Origin of the sequence: Flavobacterium chungangense LMG 26729 (assembly GCF_000735715.2) — a bacterium.
Taxonomy (GTDB): Bacteria; Bacteroidota; Bacteroidia; order Flavobacteriales; family Flavobacteriaceae; genus Flavobacterium; species Flavobacterium chungangense.
In genome coordinates this window covers 96541-112939 of record NZ_JASY01000013.1, presented here as the reverse complement: position 1 = coordinate 112939, position 16399 = coordinate 96541, and the positions used below count along the sequence as shown (strand labels likewise).

Genomic DNA, 16399 nt, shown 5'->3' with positions numbered 1-16399 from the left:
TAAAACTGACAAAGTCCTAATCAGGGCATAAGTAGCAAACTTTGATAGAAGAGAAGGTTCACTTTGTCAGTTTGGTTGTTGATTAAAATTACTTTAAATCTTCCTAACAAATCTAAAGGATAGAAGTGAAAATCCTTTTATGCCGGTGTTCGGCATAAAAGATTGTAACGAATAGCGGGACAAAAGATAATTAAGAAACGTTTTTTCTGCTTCTAATAAAAAACATTGCTCTTTTCTAAAACTTTAGACTTTATGACTTTGCAACTTTGCGACTTAAAAACTATCTTTGCACACTTAAAAAAAGAGCACAAAATGGCATTATCAGAACAAGAAATCATCAGAAGAGAAAAACTTCAAAACTTACGCAACTTAGGAATCAATCCTTACCCGGCTAATCTTTTTCCTGTAAATCATACTTCGAAGCAGATAAAGGAAACGTTTGAAGAAGGCAAGAAGGTGATCGTTGCGGGTCGTTTGATGAGTGTTCGTGATCAGGGCAAAGCTTGTTTTGCTGAGTTACAGGATAGCGAGGGGCGTATTCAATTGTACGTGAATCGTGATGTTTTGTGCGAAGGTGACGATAAAACGTTGTACAATCAGGTTTTCAAAAAATTAACCGATTTAGGTGATTTTATTGGTATTGAAGGTGAGTTGTTTACTACGCAGGTTGGTGCAAAATGTATTCGTGCAACCGATTTTACTTTTTTGAGTAAAACATTACGCCCGTTACCTCTACCAAAAGTGGACGAGGAAGGAAATGTACATGATGCGTTCAACGATGCTGAATTGCGATACAGAATGCGTTATGTAGATTTAACAGTAAATCAGCACGTTAAAGAAACTTTTCTAAAACGTACCAGATTATTTACTGCTATGCGCGGTTATTTTAATGATGCAGGTTATCTTGAAGTAGAAACTCCGGTTTTACAGCCCATTGCAGGCGGTGCTTCGGCAAGACCTTTTATTACGCACCATAATTCGCTTGATATTCCGCTTTATATGCGTATTGCGAACGAATTGTATTTGAAAAGATTAATTGTTGGTGGATTTGAAGGTGTTTATGAATTCTCTAAAAACTTTAGAAATGAAGGAATGGACAGAACGCATAATCCTGAATTTACCGCTATGGAAATATATGTAGCTTACAAAGACTACAACTGGATGATGGAATTTGCTGAAGGTTTGCTTGAACATTGTGCAATTGCCGTTAACGGAACCAGTGAAGTTACTTTTGGCGAGCATACAATCAACTTTAAAGCGCCTTATGCACGTGTGACGATGACAGATTCTATCAAACATTTTACCGGATTTGATATTTCCGGAAAAACAGAACAGGAATTGTTTGAAGCAGCAAGAGGAATGGGAATCGAGGTTGACAGCACTATGGGTAAAGGGAAACTGATTGATGAGATTTTTGGAGCAAAATGCGAAGGAAATTATATTCAGCCAACTTTCATTACAGATTATCCTAAAGAAATGTCGCCGCTTTGTAAAGAACACCGCGATAATCCGGACTTAACTGAGCGTTTTGAATTAATGGTTTGCGGAAAGGAAATCGCCAATGCTTATTCTGAATTAAATGACCCAATTGACCAACGTGAGCGTTTTGAAGACCAAATGCGCCTTTCTGAAAAAGGTGATGATGAGGCAAACGGAATTATCGACGAAGATTTCTTAAGAGCACTTGAATACGGTATGCCTCCAACATCCGGAATGGGAATTGGAATGGATCGTTTGATTATGTATTTGACAAACAATGCTTCTATTCAGGAAGTTTTATTGTTCCCGCAAATGCGTCCGGAGAAAAAACAGACTATCGAATTATCAGACGAAGAGAAATTTATCGTTGATTTATTGAAAGGTAATGATAATAAAATGGACCTTCAGCAATTAAAAATTACGGCAAATTTAAGTGGTAAAAAATGGGATGCGTCTATGAAAAATTTATCTAAACACGGTTTGACTAAGGTTGCCGTGGAGGGTGAGTTTAAGTTTGTGGAATTGGTGGGGTAAATTCCTCTAAAATCATATAAAAATTTAAAAAGGAGCTTTTATTGAAGCTCCTTTTTCATATATAAATATTTTCCTTAATTTTGAAAACATGGAAAGAGCAAAACTTATTGTTAAAAATTTCGGCCCTCTAAAAGATATTGATATCGAAGTTAGAGAAATGGTTACTTTTATTGGGGCGCAGGCTTCTGGTAAAAGTACTTTGGCAAAGTTATTATCAATTTTTGAGGATGAAGGCTTTAGAAGAGATAATACTATTTCTTTTGAGGACGAATTAAAAAAATACAATATTTATTCTTATTTAAATGAAAACACGTTTATAGAGTACAGCGCTGGCATCATTGTAAAAAAAGCCTCAGGTTTTGTATTCAAATTTTTACACACAAATAAAAATAAATCTTTAAAATTCAATCTTAGAGATAAGACAAAAAAAGATATCATTGAAACTTTTTTAAAAGAAAAAAAAGTTGAAGATCCTAAGTTAATTGAAAAATTTGAATTAATATTTACAATTGATTCGGTTTTAGCAAACAAAGATTTTAGATCCGTAGAATTATTTAATGTCTTCAAGGATTCAATTAAAGAGCCTATAACTGCTGAAGATTTTGAAGTATTTTTCAATGTATATGAAGAATTTTTATTTGAAAATTCTGGAATTTCTGTTATTTATGATTCGATTTATATACCTTCCGAACGGAATTTTCTTCATTTAATAGCTGAAAACACACTTGGATTAATAAACAATAATGTTCAAATTCCCAAACATTTATTAAGTTCAGGTCAAGAATATGAAAAAGCATTGCAGACCATCAAAGAATTACCTTTAAGTATTATTGACAAAAAAATCAAATACAAAAGAGAAGGTAAAACATCTTATATATATCATAATGAAAAAGATAAAGTTGACTTATTAGAATCTGCTTCTGGTTTGCAATCTGTAGTTCCAATTTTATTATTAGTAGAATATTCCAAATCACTTAAAGAAAAATACAATTTCAATTTTGTAGTTGAAGAACCCGAATTAAATTTATATCCAAAAGCACAACATGAATTAATCAAGTATTTAGTTAAAAACTGTTTGTTTGACAGAAAGAATCTAATCCTCACAACGCATAGTCCTTTTGTTTTAGCATCTATAAACAATTTATTATTAGCTTATGATAAGGGACAAAAAAATCCAAAAGAAGTAAATAAAATTATAAAAAAAGAGTCCTGGCTAAATCCTAAAAACTTTATTGCTTATGAATTGAAAAACGGCAAGGCAAAAAAAATCATGAATGATAAATTAGGACAGATTTCTGAAAATATGATTGATGGTGTTTCAGATGCTTTTGCTAATGAATTTGACAAATTGCTTGATTTATGATTCAAAGTCTTAGAGAAGCATTCCCTAATATTGAAGCCAATTGTTTAAAAACAATCACGGACAAACATACATTTGTTTTTGAAGCTGAAACCGTCTTATTTGTCTCATCAAAAGAATCCTGGCATTTACATATTGAAAATAAGTCAAATGCAGAATTCTATTTCATTCAAAATGATGATTGCGTTATGAAAAAGGTGAAAGGCGGCCAATGTGATTATGTTATTTGTAATAATCAGGATGTGTTTTTTACAGAAGTTAAAGTTGCCAAAGGAAATCAGGCGAATCACAGGAAAGATGCTTATTCTCAGTTAGAAAACACATTTAAGTATTATTCAAAATTGATAGATTTTGATCCTTACAGCCTTAATGCCGTAGTTTGTTTTCCAAGTAAAAGAAGAATTGTAAGTGCTAGCAAATCCACAAAAAGGAAAGAATTTAAAGATGCTTACAAACTAAATCTTATTGAAAGCAATTATATTTCTTTTGAATAATTTCAAACCCCTACAGCTTTTAAAACCTGTTCAGTCTGCAAACCTATTTAAACCAGCAAAGCCGCTTTGTTTTCAGTAGTATTCTGACTCAACAAAGATTTTATATTATTAAAAGTCACCAAAGCAATCTGCGTTAAAGCTTCATTGGTAAAAAATGCCTGATGTGCCGTTACTAATACATTTGGAAAACTCATTAATCTTTGAATTGCATCGTCCTGAATTATATCGGCTGATAAATCCCTAAAGAACAGTTTCTCTTCCTGTTCGTAAACATCAATCCCCAAGTAACCAATTTTCCCTTCTTTTAAACCCTGAATTATACAGGCAGTTTCAATTAATCCTCCTCTGCTTGTATTGATAATCATTACGTGATCTTTCATCAAAGCGATTGATTTTTCATTGATAATATGCTTGGTTTGCTCATTTAACGGGCAGTGAAGTGAAATAATATCACTTGATTTAAAAATGGTTTCTAAAGACACAAATTCAACTCCATCCTTCTCCATTTCAGAGTTTGTCACAATATCATACGCTAAAACTTTACAGCCAAAACCCAAGGCAATTTTCGCAAAAGCTTTTCCGATATTTCCAGTTCCGATAATTCCGATTGTTTTTCCGAATAAATCGAAACCTAACAATCCGTTTAACGAAAAGTTTTGTTCACGGACTCTGTTGTAGGCTTTGTGTGTTTTTCTGTTTAAAGTTAAAATCATGGCCATTGCATGTTCTGCAACAGCTTGTGGTGAATACGCCGGAACACGGCACACTTTTAAATTGTATTTTTTTGCTGCTTTTAAATCGACATTATTAAAACCTGCACAACGTAATGCAATAATTCTCACGTCTCTTTCAGCCAATTGTTTGATTACGGCTTCGTTGACTATATCGTTTACGAAAACACAGACAATTGCTGCATTTTCGATTAGAATAACCGTCTGTGGATTTAGCTGTGTTTCATAAAAATCTAACTGATAACCAGAATCATTGTATTTATTAAAAAAGATTTTATCATAGGGCTGTGTAGAAAAAATAGCAATTTTGTTTGTTTCTGAACTCATACTAACGAATTTTTAAATGTGTTATAAGCGTGATACATTATTAAAATTAAGCAAATAATTCCGTCATTTCATCACCATCACGAAAACCTTTTAAAAAAAATATTCAATTTGTTAAAGAATCTATAATTCTGAGGATCAGATTAAACCTATTTAACTTGATAAAGTCTAAATGATATAACCTTAAAAAAACAAATCATGAAAAAATTATTTATGGCAGCTTTATTATTCGTTGGAGTAGCAAGTTTTGCCCAGGATGGCGATGCCGAGATGGATCAAAAACCAATGCGCGAACAAAGAGAGCGATTAACTCCGGAACAGCGTAATGAAAAACAACTAAAAAAACTAACTTCTGAGTTAACTTTAGATGCAAAACAACAGGAGAAAGTAAAGCAATTGATTGCTGAAAGAAGTGCTAAGACTGAAAAATTAAGAGAAGCCCGAAAAGAGCAAAGAGAAAAAGGCACAAAACTAACTGCTGAACAGAGAGAAGCCTTCAAAAAAGAAATGACAGCAGAAATGGATGCAAATGACACTAAAATGAAAGAAATCTTAACTGCTGATCAATACACAAAATGGAAAAAAAATCAGGAGGAAAATAAAGACAAGGTAAGAGATAAAATGAGGGAACGCAAAAATAATAACCTATAACATTAAAACAAGAAAGAGGCCTTCGGGCCTCTTTCTTTATTATTAAAAAGTTTTAGAAACCTTATCAATCGCATTAATCGTAAAATCTAAATCTTCATACGTTAAAGCATCTGTAATAAACCAGGTTTCATATGCTGATGGCGCAATATAAACGCCTTCCTGCAACAAACCGTGGAAGAATTTCTTAAACGTTTCGTTATCGCCTTTTGCAGCGGTTTGAAAATCGGTAACCGGATTTGCATCAAAATGTACAGAAATCATTGAACCAACTCTGTTGATTGTAAAGACAATATTATTCGCTTTTAAAACCCTGTCAATTCCTGCTTCCAGATAAGCTGTTTTTTCTTCTAATCGGGTAAAAATTTCAGGATCATTATTTAAAGATTGCAGCATCGCTAATCCGGCAGCCATTGCCAGCGGATTCCCTGATAATGTTCCAGCCTGATAAACCGGACCAAGGGGTGCTAAATGATTCATAATTTCTGCACGGGCTGCAAAAGCTCCAACCGGAAGTCCTCCTCCAATTACTTTTCCGAAAGTGACAATATCAGCATTAATGTTATACAATTCCTGAACTCCACCGCGAGCTAAACGAAAACCGGTCATTACCTCATCAAAAATCAATAAGATTCCGTTTGCTGTACACAATTCTCTTAAACCTTCCAGGAAACCTTTTTGAGGTGGAATACACCCCATATTTCCTGCAACGGCTTCGATAATAATGGCTGCGATTTCGCCTTTATTAGCTTCAACTAAAGTTTTTACATTCTCTAAATCATTGTATTTCGCCAATAACGTATCTTTTGCAGTTCCTTCTGTAACTCCGGGACTGTTTGGTGAGCCAAAAGTTACGGCTCCACTTCCGGCCTGAATCAAAAAGGAATCTGAATGTCCGTGGTAACAGCCTGCAAATTTGATGATTTTATCTCTTTTTGTAAAGCCGCGTGCGAGACGAATCGCACTCATACAAGCCTCTGTACCTGAGTTTACAAAACGGATTTTATCAATATTCGGAACCATAGAAACGGCTAAAGCTGCTATTTCTGTTTCCAGTTCTGTTGGCATTCCAAAAGAAGTTCCCAGTTTTGCTTTTTCGATTACAGCATCCACAACCGGCTGATACGCATGACCCAAAACCATTGGTCCCCAGGAGTTGATATAATCGATTAATTTATTTCCGTCTTCATCAAATAAATAAGCCCCTTTGGCACTTTTTACGAATATCGGAGTTCCACCCACGGCTTTAAATGCTCTAACCGGTGAATTTACGCCACCCGGAATTACTTTTTCTGCTTCAGCAAAAAGCTGACTACTTCTTTTATAAATCATTTTTTTTGAGATTATTAGATCTTTAGACTTCTTAGATTTTTTTCCAATTGACAATTTATAATTAATTATTTCACTTTCAATCTTTGTCCAACGGAAAGCGTATTATCTGAAAGATTATTTTTTTGTTTTAAATCATCAACCAGTATGTTGAATTTTTTGGATATCGAATACAAAGTATCTCCTTTTTGGACTTCGTATAAATTCGGATCGTTTGAATTTGAAACTGAAGAAGAAGAACTCCTTGCCGGTTCTGACTTATTAATTGCTGTATAGTTTTTTCCTGTAACCTGACAATCATACTGATGCAGATTATAACGCTCAATATAACTGATTAATTTATCCGGATAATTAGGATCCGTCGCATAGCCGCAAGCCCTTAATCCTTTTGACCATGCTTTGTAATCGTCTTTTTCATAAGTAAACAAAACTGCATATCTGTTTTTACCGGCCAAAAATAAAGCATGATCCCGATACGATTCTGACGCTTCTCTGTATTTCCTAAAACATTCCTGAGACGAATCATCATCATGACGAACACTTTCCCCAAGCCAGTCATTGTGGCATTTTATTCCGAAATGATTATTTGCTGACAACGCCAAATCTCCTCTTCCCGCTCCTGATTCCAGAATTCCCTGTGCCAGAATAATACTTGCCGGAATACCGTATTTTTGCATGTTTCCCATGGCAATATCTTTGTATTGCAAAACATAATCGGTGATTAAACTGCTGGTAACAACTGTTTTTGAAGTCGATTGAATAACCTCGGTTGTGTTATTTGTAGAAGGATATTTAGCAATTGGTTTGGAGTAAGTCCCTTTTTTAGTCGAAGCTGTTCTGGGTCTTTGAACCGCTGCCTGTTTTTTAGTAGTTGCGATAGTGGGTTTACTGGAAGAACAGCTTGCCAATACTGCGACTACGAAGAGTGTAATTATTTTTTTAAACATCAATTTTGAGTATTGGTAATTTTTTCTGCTTCAATTTGATATTCATTCCTTCAACGCCCTGTAATCCGCCGGTGTGAATGAGTAAAATTTTTGAATGTGCAGGAAAATAGTTTTTATGGATTAAATCTATAACGCCAAAAACCATCTTTCCTGTATAAATTGGATCTAAAGGCACTTTATTTTCTTCAAAAAAAGCATTGATAAATTCGATTAATTCTAAATTTATCTTGCCATAACCTCCAAAATGATAGTCAGAAATTAAATTCCAGTTATCTTTTTGGGCAAAAATACGAATTTCATCGTTTAAAAAGTCACCTTTTAACGCCGGAAACCCTAAAATTTTCTGATTTGGCAACGCACTATTTATTAATCCTGAAATGGTTCCCCCAGTTCCAACTGCACAGCAAACGTAATTAAAAACTGAATCTTCATCGATCAAAATTTCTTCGCAGCCTTTTACCGCCAGTTCGTTTGTACCGCCTTCGGGAACTAAATAAAAATCTCCGAATTTCTTTTTTAAATTTTTAATGTATGATTCTTCGTTTTTTAAACGATAATTTTCTCTGGAAACAAATTCAAATTGCATTCCGTTTTCCTGTGCGAATTTAAGAGTTGGATTTTCTTCTGTTTTATCCAAAAGTTCATCACCGCGAATGATTCCGATTGTCTTAAATCCCTGCTCTTTTCCTGCATAAGCCACCGCTGCAATATGGTTCGAAAATGCGCCGCCAAAAGTCAGTAAAGTATCTTTGTTTTCGGCTTTCGCCTGAAGCAAATTGTATTTCAGTTTCCTGAATTTATTTCCCGATACAAAATGATGAATCAGATCTTCACGCTTTATCATCAAAGAAATGTCGTTTGAAAACTGAATATTTATGGGCTGATTAAAAACTGGATTCATTATTTTTTAAGTTGGAAAGTCAAAAGTCGAAAAGTCAAAAGTGACAACTCACTTCTTAATATTTTTAAAGCTTATTGATTGCTTTTCATGTAATGCAGAAACTGGAAAAAAGATCTGTTTCTCAGATAATTTAAATCGGTTTCTTTGATGTAAGCTTCTCTTTCAAAACTAATATTCCTATAGGCTAAATCTCTATTTTTGTATTGAATAAAACGAATAAAAAACTCTAAAATGTACCAGATAAAAAACGGAAGAATCAACATTTCTATTTGCTGTCTTAAATGTATTTTTTCATGATTTAAAAAAACAACATTTACCTGATCTTTATAATATTTTATTAAAATGAATGGATAAACAGCCATTCCGCGATAGCCCTTCGGAATTAAATATTTAGCAACAATCAGAAACATTGGCTGTAAAATTTATAAATTTGTAGTTATAAAATTGTTCGATTTGAATAAAATCATAATCGACTAATTGTTTTTCGATTTTAATGAAACGACAATTGACACAAAATAGTTTATGAAAGAGCAAAGTAATGAAAATAAATTAATCGAAGGCGAAGATTTTTACTATACACCCGAAGGTTATAAGTGCTTTACTGAAAAACATCATTTAAAACGTGGTTACTGCTGCAAAAGCGGCTGTCGTCATTGTCCGTATGGTTTTGACAAACGAACAGGAGAAATAAGGAAATAGATTGTTAGATTTTTAGACTTCTTAGATCTTAGATCTTTTTATTGTCTAAAAACCAGCAATCCTTGAGTCAAATAAAAAGAGATTGTTCCATTTTTCGAAATCTAACAATCTAAGAAGTCTAATAATCTAAAAATCTAAAATGGATATTCGCTCAAGAAAATTTAGGATTACAATACACAAATCCTATCACAGGTCGGATATCCGTTATCCTTAGTCATTTTAATTTAGATAATGTGTCAATTTGAGAATTAGATAATTCTTTAAGGCAATTTAAAATTGCACTAACCTAATTAAAAGCAGCTGTTTGATACTTAACTTCAGAAAATCTAAGAAGTCTAATAATCTAACATCTAAAAATCTAAAAGAAAAAATGACTTTCAAAGAACAAATACAACAAGGGATTCCTTCAATATTGCCGCCAAAGCAAACATACGACCCAGCGATTAATCATGCTCCGAAACGAAAAGAAATTCTTTCGACAGAAGAAAAAAAACTGGCTCTGAAAAATGCATTACGCTATTTCGATCCAAAACATCACGCCGAATTAATTCCGGAATTTTCAGAAGAATTAGAAACCTACGGACGTATTTACATGTATCGTCTTCGTCCTGATTACAGAATGTATGCGAGACCAATTGACGAATATCCGGGAAAATCTTTGCAGGCAAAAGCGATTATGCACATGATTCAGAACAATTTGGATTATGCTGTGGCTCAGCATCCACATGAATTGATTACGTATGGCGGAAACGGAGCTGTTTTTCAGAATTGGGCACAATATTTACTGACGATGCAGTATTTATCTGAAATGACAGATGAGCAAACTTTGACCATGTTTTCAGGGCATCCGATGGGATTATTCCCTTCACATAAAGAAGCGCCGAGAGTTGTGGTTACCAACGGAATGGTAATCCCGAATTATTCAAAACCTGACGATTGGGAAAAAATGAACGCTCTGGGCGTTTCGCAATACGGGCAAATGACGGCGGGAAGTTATATGTACATTGGCCCACAGGGAATTGTACACGGAACTACAATCACGGTTTTGAATGGTTTCAGAAAAATAAAACAAAATCCTGAAGGCAGTTTATTTGTAACTTCGGGTCTCGGCGGTATGTCGGGCGCGCAGCCAAAAGCGGGAAATATTGCAGGTTGTATTACGGTCTGCGCCGAAGTAAATCCGAAAATTACCAAAATCCGTCACGAACAGGGTTGGATAAATGAAGTCGTAACCTCAACAGATGAACTGGTTGCCAGAGTAGCTTTGGCGAAAGCCACAAAAGAAACCGTCTCAATCGCATATTTAGGAAATGTAGTGGATGTATGGGAACGTTTCGATCAGGAAAACATCAAAATTGATTTGGGATCCGATCAGACTTCGCTTCATAATCCGTGGGCTGGAGGTTATTATCCGGTTGGAATTTCTTTTGCTGAAGCTAATGAAATAATGGCCAATAATCCGGAATTGTTCAAAGAAAAAGTTCAGGAAACGTTACGCCGTCATGCCAATGCCATAAATAAACATACCGCAAAAGGAACATACTTCTTTGATTACGGCAATGCCTTTTTATTAGAAGCTTCCCGCGCCGGTGCAGATGTAATGGCAGAAAACAATATAGACTTTAAATATCCTAGTTATGTTCAGGATATTATGGGACCAATGTGTTTCGATTACGGATTTGGTCCTTTCCGTTGGGTTTGTACTTCCGGAAAGCCGGAAGATTTATTAAAAACAGATGAGATTGCGTGCAAAGTTTTAGAAAAAATGGCAGAAACTGCACCAAATGAAATTCAGCAGCAAATGCAGGATAACATTAAATGGATTAAAGGTGCTCAGGAAAATAAACTGGTTGTAGGCTCACAAGCCCGTATTCTTTATGCTGATGCTGAAGGAAGAATCAAAATTGCAGAAGCTTTTAATCAGGCGATTGCAAAAGGTGAAATCGGAGCGGTTGTTTTAGGCCGCGATCATCATGACGTTTCCGGAACCGATTCACCTTATAGAGAAACCTCTAATATATATGACGGATCCCGCTTTACAGCAGATATGGCGATTCAGAATGTAATTGGTGACAGCTTTAGAGGAGCAACCTGGGTATCCATTCATAACGGTGGCGGCGTTGGCTGGGGAGAGGTTATAAACGGTGGATTTGGTATGGTTCTTGATGGTTCTACAGAGGCTTCAAAACGCTTAGCATCAATGCTTTTTTGGGATGTAAACAACGGAATTTCAAGACGAAGCTGGGCCCGAAACGAAGGTGCTGTTTTTGCTATAAAAAGAGCAATGGAGATTCAGCCACTATTGAAAGTAACTTTACCCAATATTGTTGATGAAAGCTTACTATAAAACAAAACATTTAATTCAAAAAATTATGAAAACATTCAAATTAGTTCCGATTTTACTGTTATTGATCCTTACTTCATGCAGCAGTGTTACTGTTTATTCTGATTACGACAAAAATGTCGATTTTACGCCTTACAAAACCTACGCCTTCTTCAAACCCGGAATTGATAAAGTCGAAATTTCTGATTTGGATAAAAGACGCATTCTACACGCAATTGATGCCGAAATGCAGGCAAAGGGATTTACTAAAAGTGAAAATCCTGATTTGTTAGTAAACATTTTTACCAAATCAAGAGAACAGGTGAATGTTAACCAATTTAATGCCGGTTGGGGCTACGGTTGGGGATGGGGATGGAATCCGTGGATGATGTACGGAGGAAACCAAACAAGTGTTTCGACTTCTACTGAAGGTACTTTATACATCGATTTGATTGATGCCAAAAAGAAAGAAATGATCTGGCAGGGAGAAGGCCAGGGAACGCTAACCCGAAACATTGACAAAAAAGATGAAAAAATTGCTGATTTTGTAAAGAAAATTTTGGCTCAGTATCCGCCTCAGGTAAAAAAATAATTGATACATTTGTTTTTTGAAACAACAGAAAATGACAAACTATACTAACATTAGTATCGCTATTATTAACATTATTGCAATTCAGCATTAATGGCGGGGTGTTATATAAGTATGTAAAAATATAATTTATAAGAACCTCCCAAATGGGAGGTTTTTTATTTTAACAATACTAATCATGAATTTATTTAACGAAGTACTAAATGCAAAAAAACAACTCGGAAATGTTGTTGCTGCAACGCCTTTGACACAGAACTTAAATCTTTCAGACGAATTTAAATCGACTATTTTATTAAAAAGAGAAGATTTACAAATTGTCCGTTCTTATAAAATCAGAGGTGCTTACAACAAGATTTCTTCGTTAACCGATGCCGAAAAACAAATTGGTGTGGTATGTGCAAGTGCCGGAAATCATGCTCAGGGCGTTGCCTATTCCTGTAATTTACTGCAGATAAAAGGCAAAATTTATATGCCTAAAACCACTCCCAAACAAAAAGTAAAACAAGTACAATTGTTTGGAAAATCATTCGTAGAAATTGTTTTGACAGGAGATACTTTTGATGATGCTTATGCCTCGGCAACTGCAGACGCCATCAAAAATCATAAAATATTCATTCATCCGTTTGATGATGAAAAAGTAATTGCCGGCCAGGGAACTGTAGGTTTAGAGATTCTGGAAAGTTACAAAGAACCAATAGATTATGTTTTTGTTCCGATTGGCGGCGGCGGGCTGGCTTCCGGTTTATCCGAGGTTTTTAAACATTTAAGTCCGAATACCAAAATAATCGGTGTTGAGCCAAAAGGCGCTCCTTCGATGAAAACTTCTATTGAAGAAAATAAAAACACGGTACTAAAAACGATTGATAAATTTGTGGATGGTGCAGCTGTAAAACAAGTTGGCGACAAAACTTTTGAAATCTGCCGTTATAATCTGGAAGATATTATCCTGGTTCCCGAAGGAAAAGTCTGTACCACCATTTTACGTTTGTACAATGAAGAGGCCATGGTGGTTGAACCTGCAGGTGCTTTGACAATAGCTGCTTTAGATTTTTACAAAGACAAGATTAAAGGCAAAAAAGTAGTTTGTGTAGTCAGCGGAAGTAATAATGATATTGAAAGAACAGCCGAAATAAAAGAGCGCTCTTTGCTTTATGAAGGACTGATGCATTATTTTATGATTCAGTTTCCACAGCGCCCGGGTGCTTTAAAAGAATTTGTCAACAACATTTTGGGACCAGATGATGATATAACTTATTTTCAGTTTGTTAAAAAAACGAGCCGTGAAATGGGTTCTGTTGTGGTTGGATTAGAATTGAAAAACAAAAAAGACATTCTGAATATTAAATTGAATATGACTAAAAACGGTTTTGAATTTCAATATCTGAATGATAATCCCGATTTATATACGCAGTTAATTGGATAAAAATGTATTGCAATGATAAATATCAGCAAATAAAAAAGCTGTTATATCGTATTTTTGCAAATTATGACTTAATTAAAAAACATGGCATCTCGGGACATTTCAAATATAGAAGACATAAAACTTTTAGTGAATACATTTTATGAAAAAGTACAAAACGACGATTTAATCGGACCTATTTTTAATGAAAAAATGACAGGAAGATGGCCGGAACATCTGGAAAAAATGTATCGTTTCTGGCAGACTTTACTTTTAGAAGAACATACCTATTCCGGGAGTCCTTTTCCGCCACACAAACAATTGCCTGTAAACCAATCTCATTTTGATCGCTGGATGGAAATTTTCACTGAAACTGTTGACAATTTGTTTGTTGGCAAATTAGCAGATGAAGCTAAAGTCCGCGCAGCAAATATGGCGTATATGTTCAATTATAAAATTGAATATTTCAGAAATCAGGCAAATCAATAAAATTGCAATAATTTAAAAAATAACTATTTACTTAAAATATGAAAAAACTACTTTTTCTTTGTAGCGTGCTTTGTATGTTCTTTACTATCACCACAAGCGCCCAATCTGCCAAAAGCATGCTTTACAAAGGCACAATTGACGGAAAAACAGCAATAACATTTTATATCAAAGAAGAAGAAAATCCTTGTATAGGCGGTTTGATGCACACATCTATGTATCGATATGATAAATCCGAAAAATGGATTCAATTAGACATTACTCAGAATAAAAAAAACAAAAATCAATTTGTATTAGTCGAACATGAATTTTCGGGTGTTATGATTTTGAAGAAAGAGGGTCTTAATTTTAACGGAATATGGATAAGCCCCGACAGTAAAAAACAATTAAAAGTAACGCTGAAGGAAGTCCGTATGACCAAAAAAGAAACCGAAAGTTACGAGGATAAAATGGAAAAAGTAAATTATGAAAATAACGATTGTTAAAATCAATCGTTATTTTCATAGCTGTAAAATTTATTTCAATTTCCTCTCAGATTCGTTAATCGGAATGTCATTGATACTGGCAAATCTTTTTTGCATCAGTCCGTTGGCATCAAATTCCCAATTTTCATTGCCGTACGCCCTGAACCAATCTCCTTCAGCCGTTTGATATTCATATTCAAAACGTACCGCAATACGGTTTTCAGTATGTGCCCAATATTCTTTCTTTAATTTATACTGCAGCTCTTTTTTCCATTTCTGAGTTAGAAAAGAGACAATTTCTTCCCTGCCATTTATAAACTGATCACGATTTCGCCATTCGCTGTCAACAGTATACGCTTTTGAAACTCTTTCCGGATCCTGACTGTTCCAGGCATCTTCGGCCATTTGTATTTTTTGAATTGCCGTTTCTAAAGTAAAAGGCGGCAATGGTAATTTCTGTTCCATATTTTAATTAACAATTTTTCCGTTTCTAAATTTATTTGTTCCGTCCTCCCAAACATCATTTTCTGAAGCCCTTTTAAATGTTTTTGGATTTGCTTTTTCAACAATACTATTTTTATAAAACACGTTTTTGTTATCTTTAGCATAATCCGGAGAGATTATTTCAAAATCTGAAATAGAAGCACCGGTTATTTTTTTGCCATCATAATAGATATTTTTCTTGTCTTTTGAATAGCCATAACTTAATGACTCAAAAGATTCAATATCAATTTCAGGACATGCTATTCCTTTGTAAATTAACGTGTCATTAACCACTATTGTAAAATAATCAACTGCTCTGGTACTTTTAATGGTTTCGAAAGTATGAAGTGTAAACTCCTCTTTCGTAAAAGCAGAAACAACAGCATTTCCTATTTGAACGTATGTATCGTTAACAACCTTAATTTCACCTTCAATTTTTTTATGTTTTCGGATTACTTCATCGACTTCAAAAGCGTAAATGCCATCGCCTCTTTGATGAATAATCGAATAAATAAAATGATCATCCACAGCAATTGCATCGTTCAAAGGCTTAAAAGTTACCGGATCTCCTTCTGTTTTTTTACTCCTGTAGAAGACTGCGTTCGCATCCCTAAACCAGCTAATACGCTTGTAATCAGAAAGTGACGGATCAAGCAATTGATAGGTTTTAGGATCTGCTCCTTCTATAACTCCTAAAAAATTATATTCTTTTCCGTTCGTAGTATAAACATGGTTTTTATCCTTAATAATTCCGGAAGCATCCACCTGAAACGTTTCATAATCAACAGCTTGCTTTATTCCTTTCCAGAAAACATCCTTTTTGTCTTTCCCAAAATCCCTGTTTATGGGCTGAAATGATTTAACATCAGCATCAGATTCATAATATCCCAATTCAAACCAATTGCCCATTGGCGAATGTACAATCAAATTTTTTCTGTAATGATAAAAGTACGAATCGGAGACTTTACTGTTTACCGGATCTCCTATCCGGAATAAAAAATATCTTATTCCTAAAAAGGCCAGCACTCCTATTGTTAAAATGATCAAAAAAACTTTCATATTTGTAAATCCTAAATATACTTTCTGTAAAACTAAGTATTTTATTGTTATTTTTTCATGTCTAATTTATCTTCAGCAGACAATCTGTATTCAACAAGTTACTCCCTAAAACTCCAAACAACTAAAAACTGATAATTCACTAAGAAAACA

Annotated in this window: 17 protein-coding genes; 10 read left to right on the top strand and 7 right to left on the bottom strand. The window is 34.5% G+C overall.

All coding sequences use genetic code 11. The features are described 5' to 3' along the window. The first annotated feature begins 312 nt into the window (after positions 1-312). The 3 genes from lysS (at position 313) to JE46_RS18700 (ending at position 3867) form a co-directional block, all read left to right on the top strand. Positions 313-2013 carry a lysine--tRNA ligase gene (gene lysS / locus JE46_RS18710; RefSeq protein ID WP_031456809.1) on the top strand — a complete coding sequence of 567 codons (1701 nt, stop codon included), beginning with the start codon at positions 313-315 and terminating at the stop codon, positions 2011-2013. Positions 2014-2101: 88 nt separating this feature from the next. Then, entirely contained in the window at positions 2102-3376 is a 1275-nt protein-coding gene (locus JE46_RS18705; RefSeq protein WP_031456808.1) for an AAA family ATPase, read from the top strand. Continuing rightward, complete coding sequence (locus tag JE46_RS18700; protein WP_031456807.1) at positions 3373-3867, top strand: hypothetical protein; 495 nt, start codon at positions 3373-3375, stop codon at positions 3865-3867. Before JE46_RS18705 ends, JE46_RS18700 begins: the two co-directional genes overlap by 4 nt. A 47-nt stretch (positions 3868-3914) precedes the next feature. On the opposite strand, the gene JE46_RS18695 is transcribed toward JE46_RS18700, so the two are convergent. Then, on the bottom strand, positions 3915-4925 hold the full coding sequence (locus JE46_RS18695; RefSeq protein WP_031456806.1) for a 2-hydroxyacid dehydrogenase: 1011 nt from the start codon (positions 4923-4925) through the stop codon (positions 3915-3917). Positions 4926-5120: 195 nt separating this feature from the next. Between JE46_RS18695 and JE46_RS18690 the strand changes: the two genes are divergently transcribed. After that, positions 5121-5573: a hypothetical protein gene (locus JE46_RS18690; RefSeq protein WP_031456805.1), complete on the top strand. Its 453-nt coding sequence runs from the start codon at positions 5121-5123 to the stop codon at positions 5571-5573. Positions 5574-5615: 42 nt separating this feature from the next. Here the strand turns inward: JE46_RS18690 and hemL are convergent, their stop codons facing one another. From hemL to JE46_RS18670, 4 genes are all read right to left on the bottom strand, one after another. Further along, on the bottom strand, positions 5616-6902 hold the full coding sequence (gene hemL, locus JE46_RS18685; RefSeq protein ID WP_031456804.1) for a glutamate-1-semialdehyde 2,1-aminomutase: 1287 nt from the start codon (positions 6900-6902) through the stop codon (positions 5616-5618). 65 nt (positions 6903-6967) lie between these two features. Continuing rightward, complete coding sequence (locus tag JE46_RS18680) at positions 6968-7846, bottom strand: glucosaminidase domain-containing protein (RefSeq protein ID WP_031456803.1); 879 nt, start codon at positions 7844-7846, stop codon at positions 6968-6970. Further along, positions 7839-8747 carry a 1-aminocyclopropane-1-carboxylate deaminase/D-cysteine desulfhydrase gene (locus JE46_RS18675; RefSeq protein WP_031456802.1) on the bottom strand — a complete coding sequence of 303 codons (909 nt, stop codon included), beginning with the start codon at positions 8745-8747 and terminating at the stop codon, positions 7839-7841. Before JE46_RS18675 ends, JE46_RS18680 begins: the two co-directional genes overlap by 8 nt. Before the next feature lie 71 nt (positions 8748-8818). Continuing rightward, positions 8819-9157, bottom strand: coding sequence for a hypothetical protein (locus JE46_RS18670; protein ID WP_031456801.1), 339 nt, complete (start codon positions 9155-9157; stop codon positions 8819-8821). A 112-nt stretch (positions 9158-9269) separates the two neighbouring features. Between JE46_RS18670 and JE46_RS24285 the strand changes: the two genes are divergently transcribed. From JE46_RS24285 to JE46_RS18645, 6 genes are all read left to right on the top strand, one after another. Beyond that, on the top strand, positions 9270-9446 hold the full coding sequence (locus JE46_RS24285) for a DUF5522 domain-containing protein (RefSeq protein ID WP_165830187.1): 177 nt from the start codon (positions 9270-9272) through the stop codon (positions 9444-9446). A 370-nt stretch (positions 9447-9816) separates the two neighbouring features. After that, positions 9817-11793 carry a urocanate hydratase gene (locus tag JE46_RS18665; RefSeq protein ID WP_031456800.1) on the top strand — a complete coding sequence of 659 codons (1977 nt, stop codon included), beginning with the start codon at positions 9817-9819 and terminating at the stop codon, positions 11791-11793. Between the two features lie 25 nt (positions 11794-11818). Further along, on the top strand, positions 11819-12361 hold the full coding sequence (locus JE46_RS18660) for a DUF4136 domain-containing protein (RefSeq protein ID WP_031456799.1): 543 nt from the start codon (positions 11819-11821) through the stop codon (positions 12359-12361). Positions 12362-12536: 175 nt separating this feature from the next. Then, positions 12537-13781, top strand: a complete 1245-nt coding sequence (gene ilvA, locus JE46_RS18655) for a threonine ammonia-lyase IlvA (RefSeq protein ID WP_031456798.1) — start codon at positions 12537-12539, stop codon at positions 13779-13781. A gap of 81 nt (positions 13782-13862) precedes the next feature. Then, positions 13863-14246 carry a group III truncated hemoglobin gene (locus tag JE46_RS18650; RefSeq protein ID WP_031456797.1) on the top strand — a complete coding sequence of 128 codons (384 nt, stop codon included), beginning with the start codon at positions 13863-13865 and terminating at the stop codon, positions 14244-14246. 38 nt (positions 14247-14284) lie between these two features. Further along, complete coding sequence (locus JE46_RS18645) at positions 14285-14728, top strand: hypothetical protein (RefSeq protein WP_031456796.1); 444 nt, start codon at positions 14285-14287, stop codon at positions 14726-14728. A gap of 30 nt (positions 14729-14758) precedes the next feature. Here JE46_RS18645 and JE46_RS18640 read toward each other — a convergent pair whose 3' ends face one another. Both JE46_RS18640 and JE46_RS18635 read right to left on the bottom strand, forming a co-directional pair. Further along, positions 14759-15172: a nuclear transport factor 2 family protein gene (locus JE46_RS18640; RefSeq protein WP_031456795.1), complete on the bottom strand. Its 414-nt coding sequence runs from the start codon at positions 15170-15172 to the stop codon at positions 14759-14761. A 3-nt stretch (positions 15173-15175) separates the two neighbouring features. Further along, positions 15176-16249, bottom strand: coding sequence for a DKNYY domain-containing protein (locus tag JE46_RS18635; protein ID WP_031456794.1), 1074 nt, complete (start codon positions 16247-16249; stop codon positions 15176-15178). Between the last annotated feature and the right edge of the window lie 150 nt (positions 16250-16399).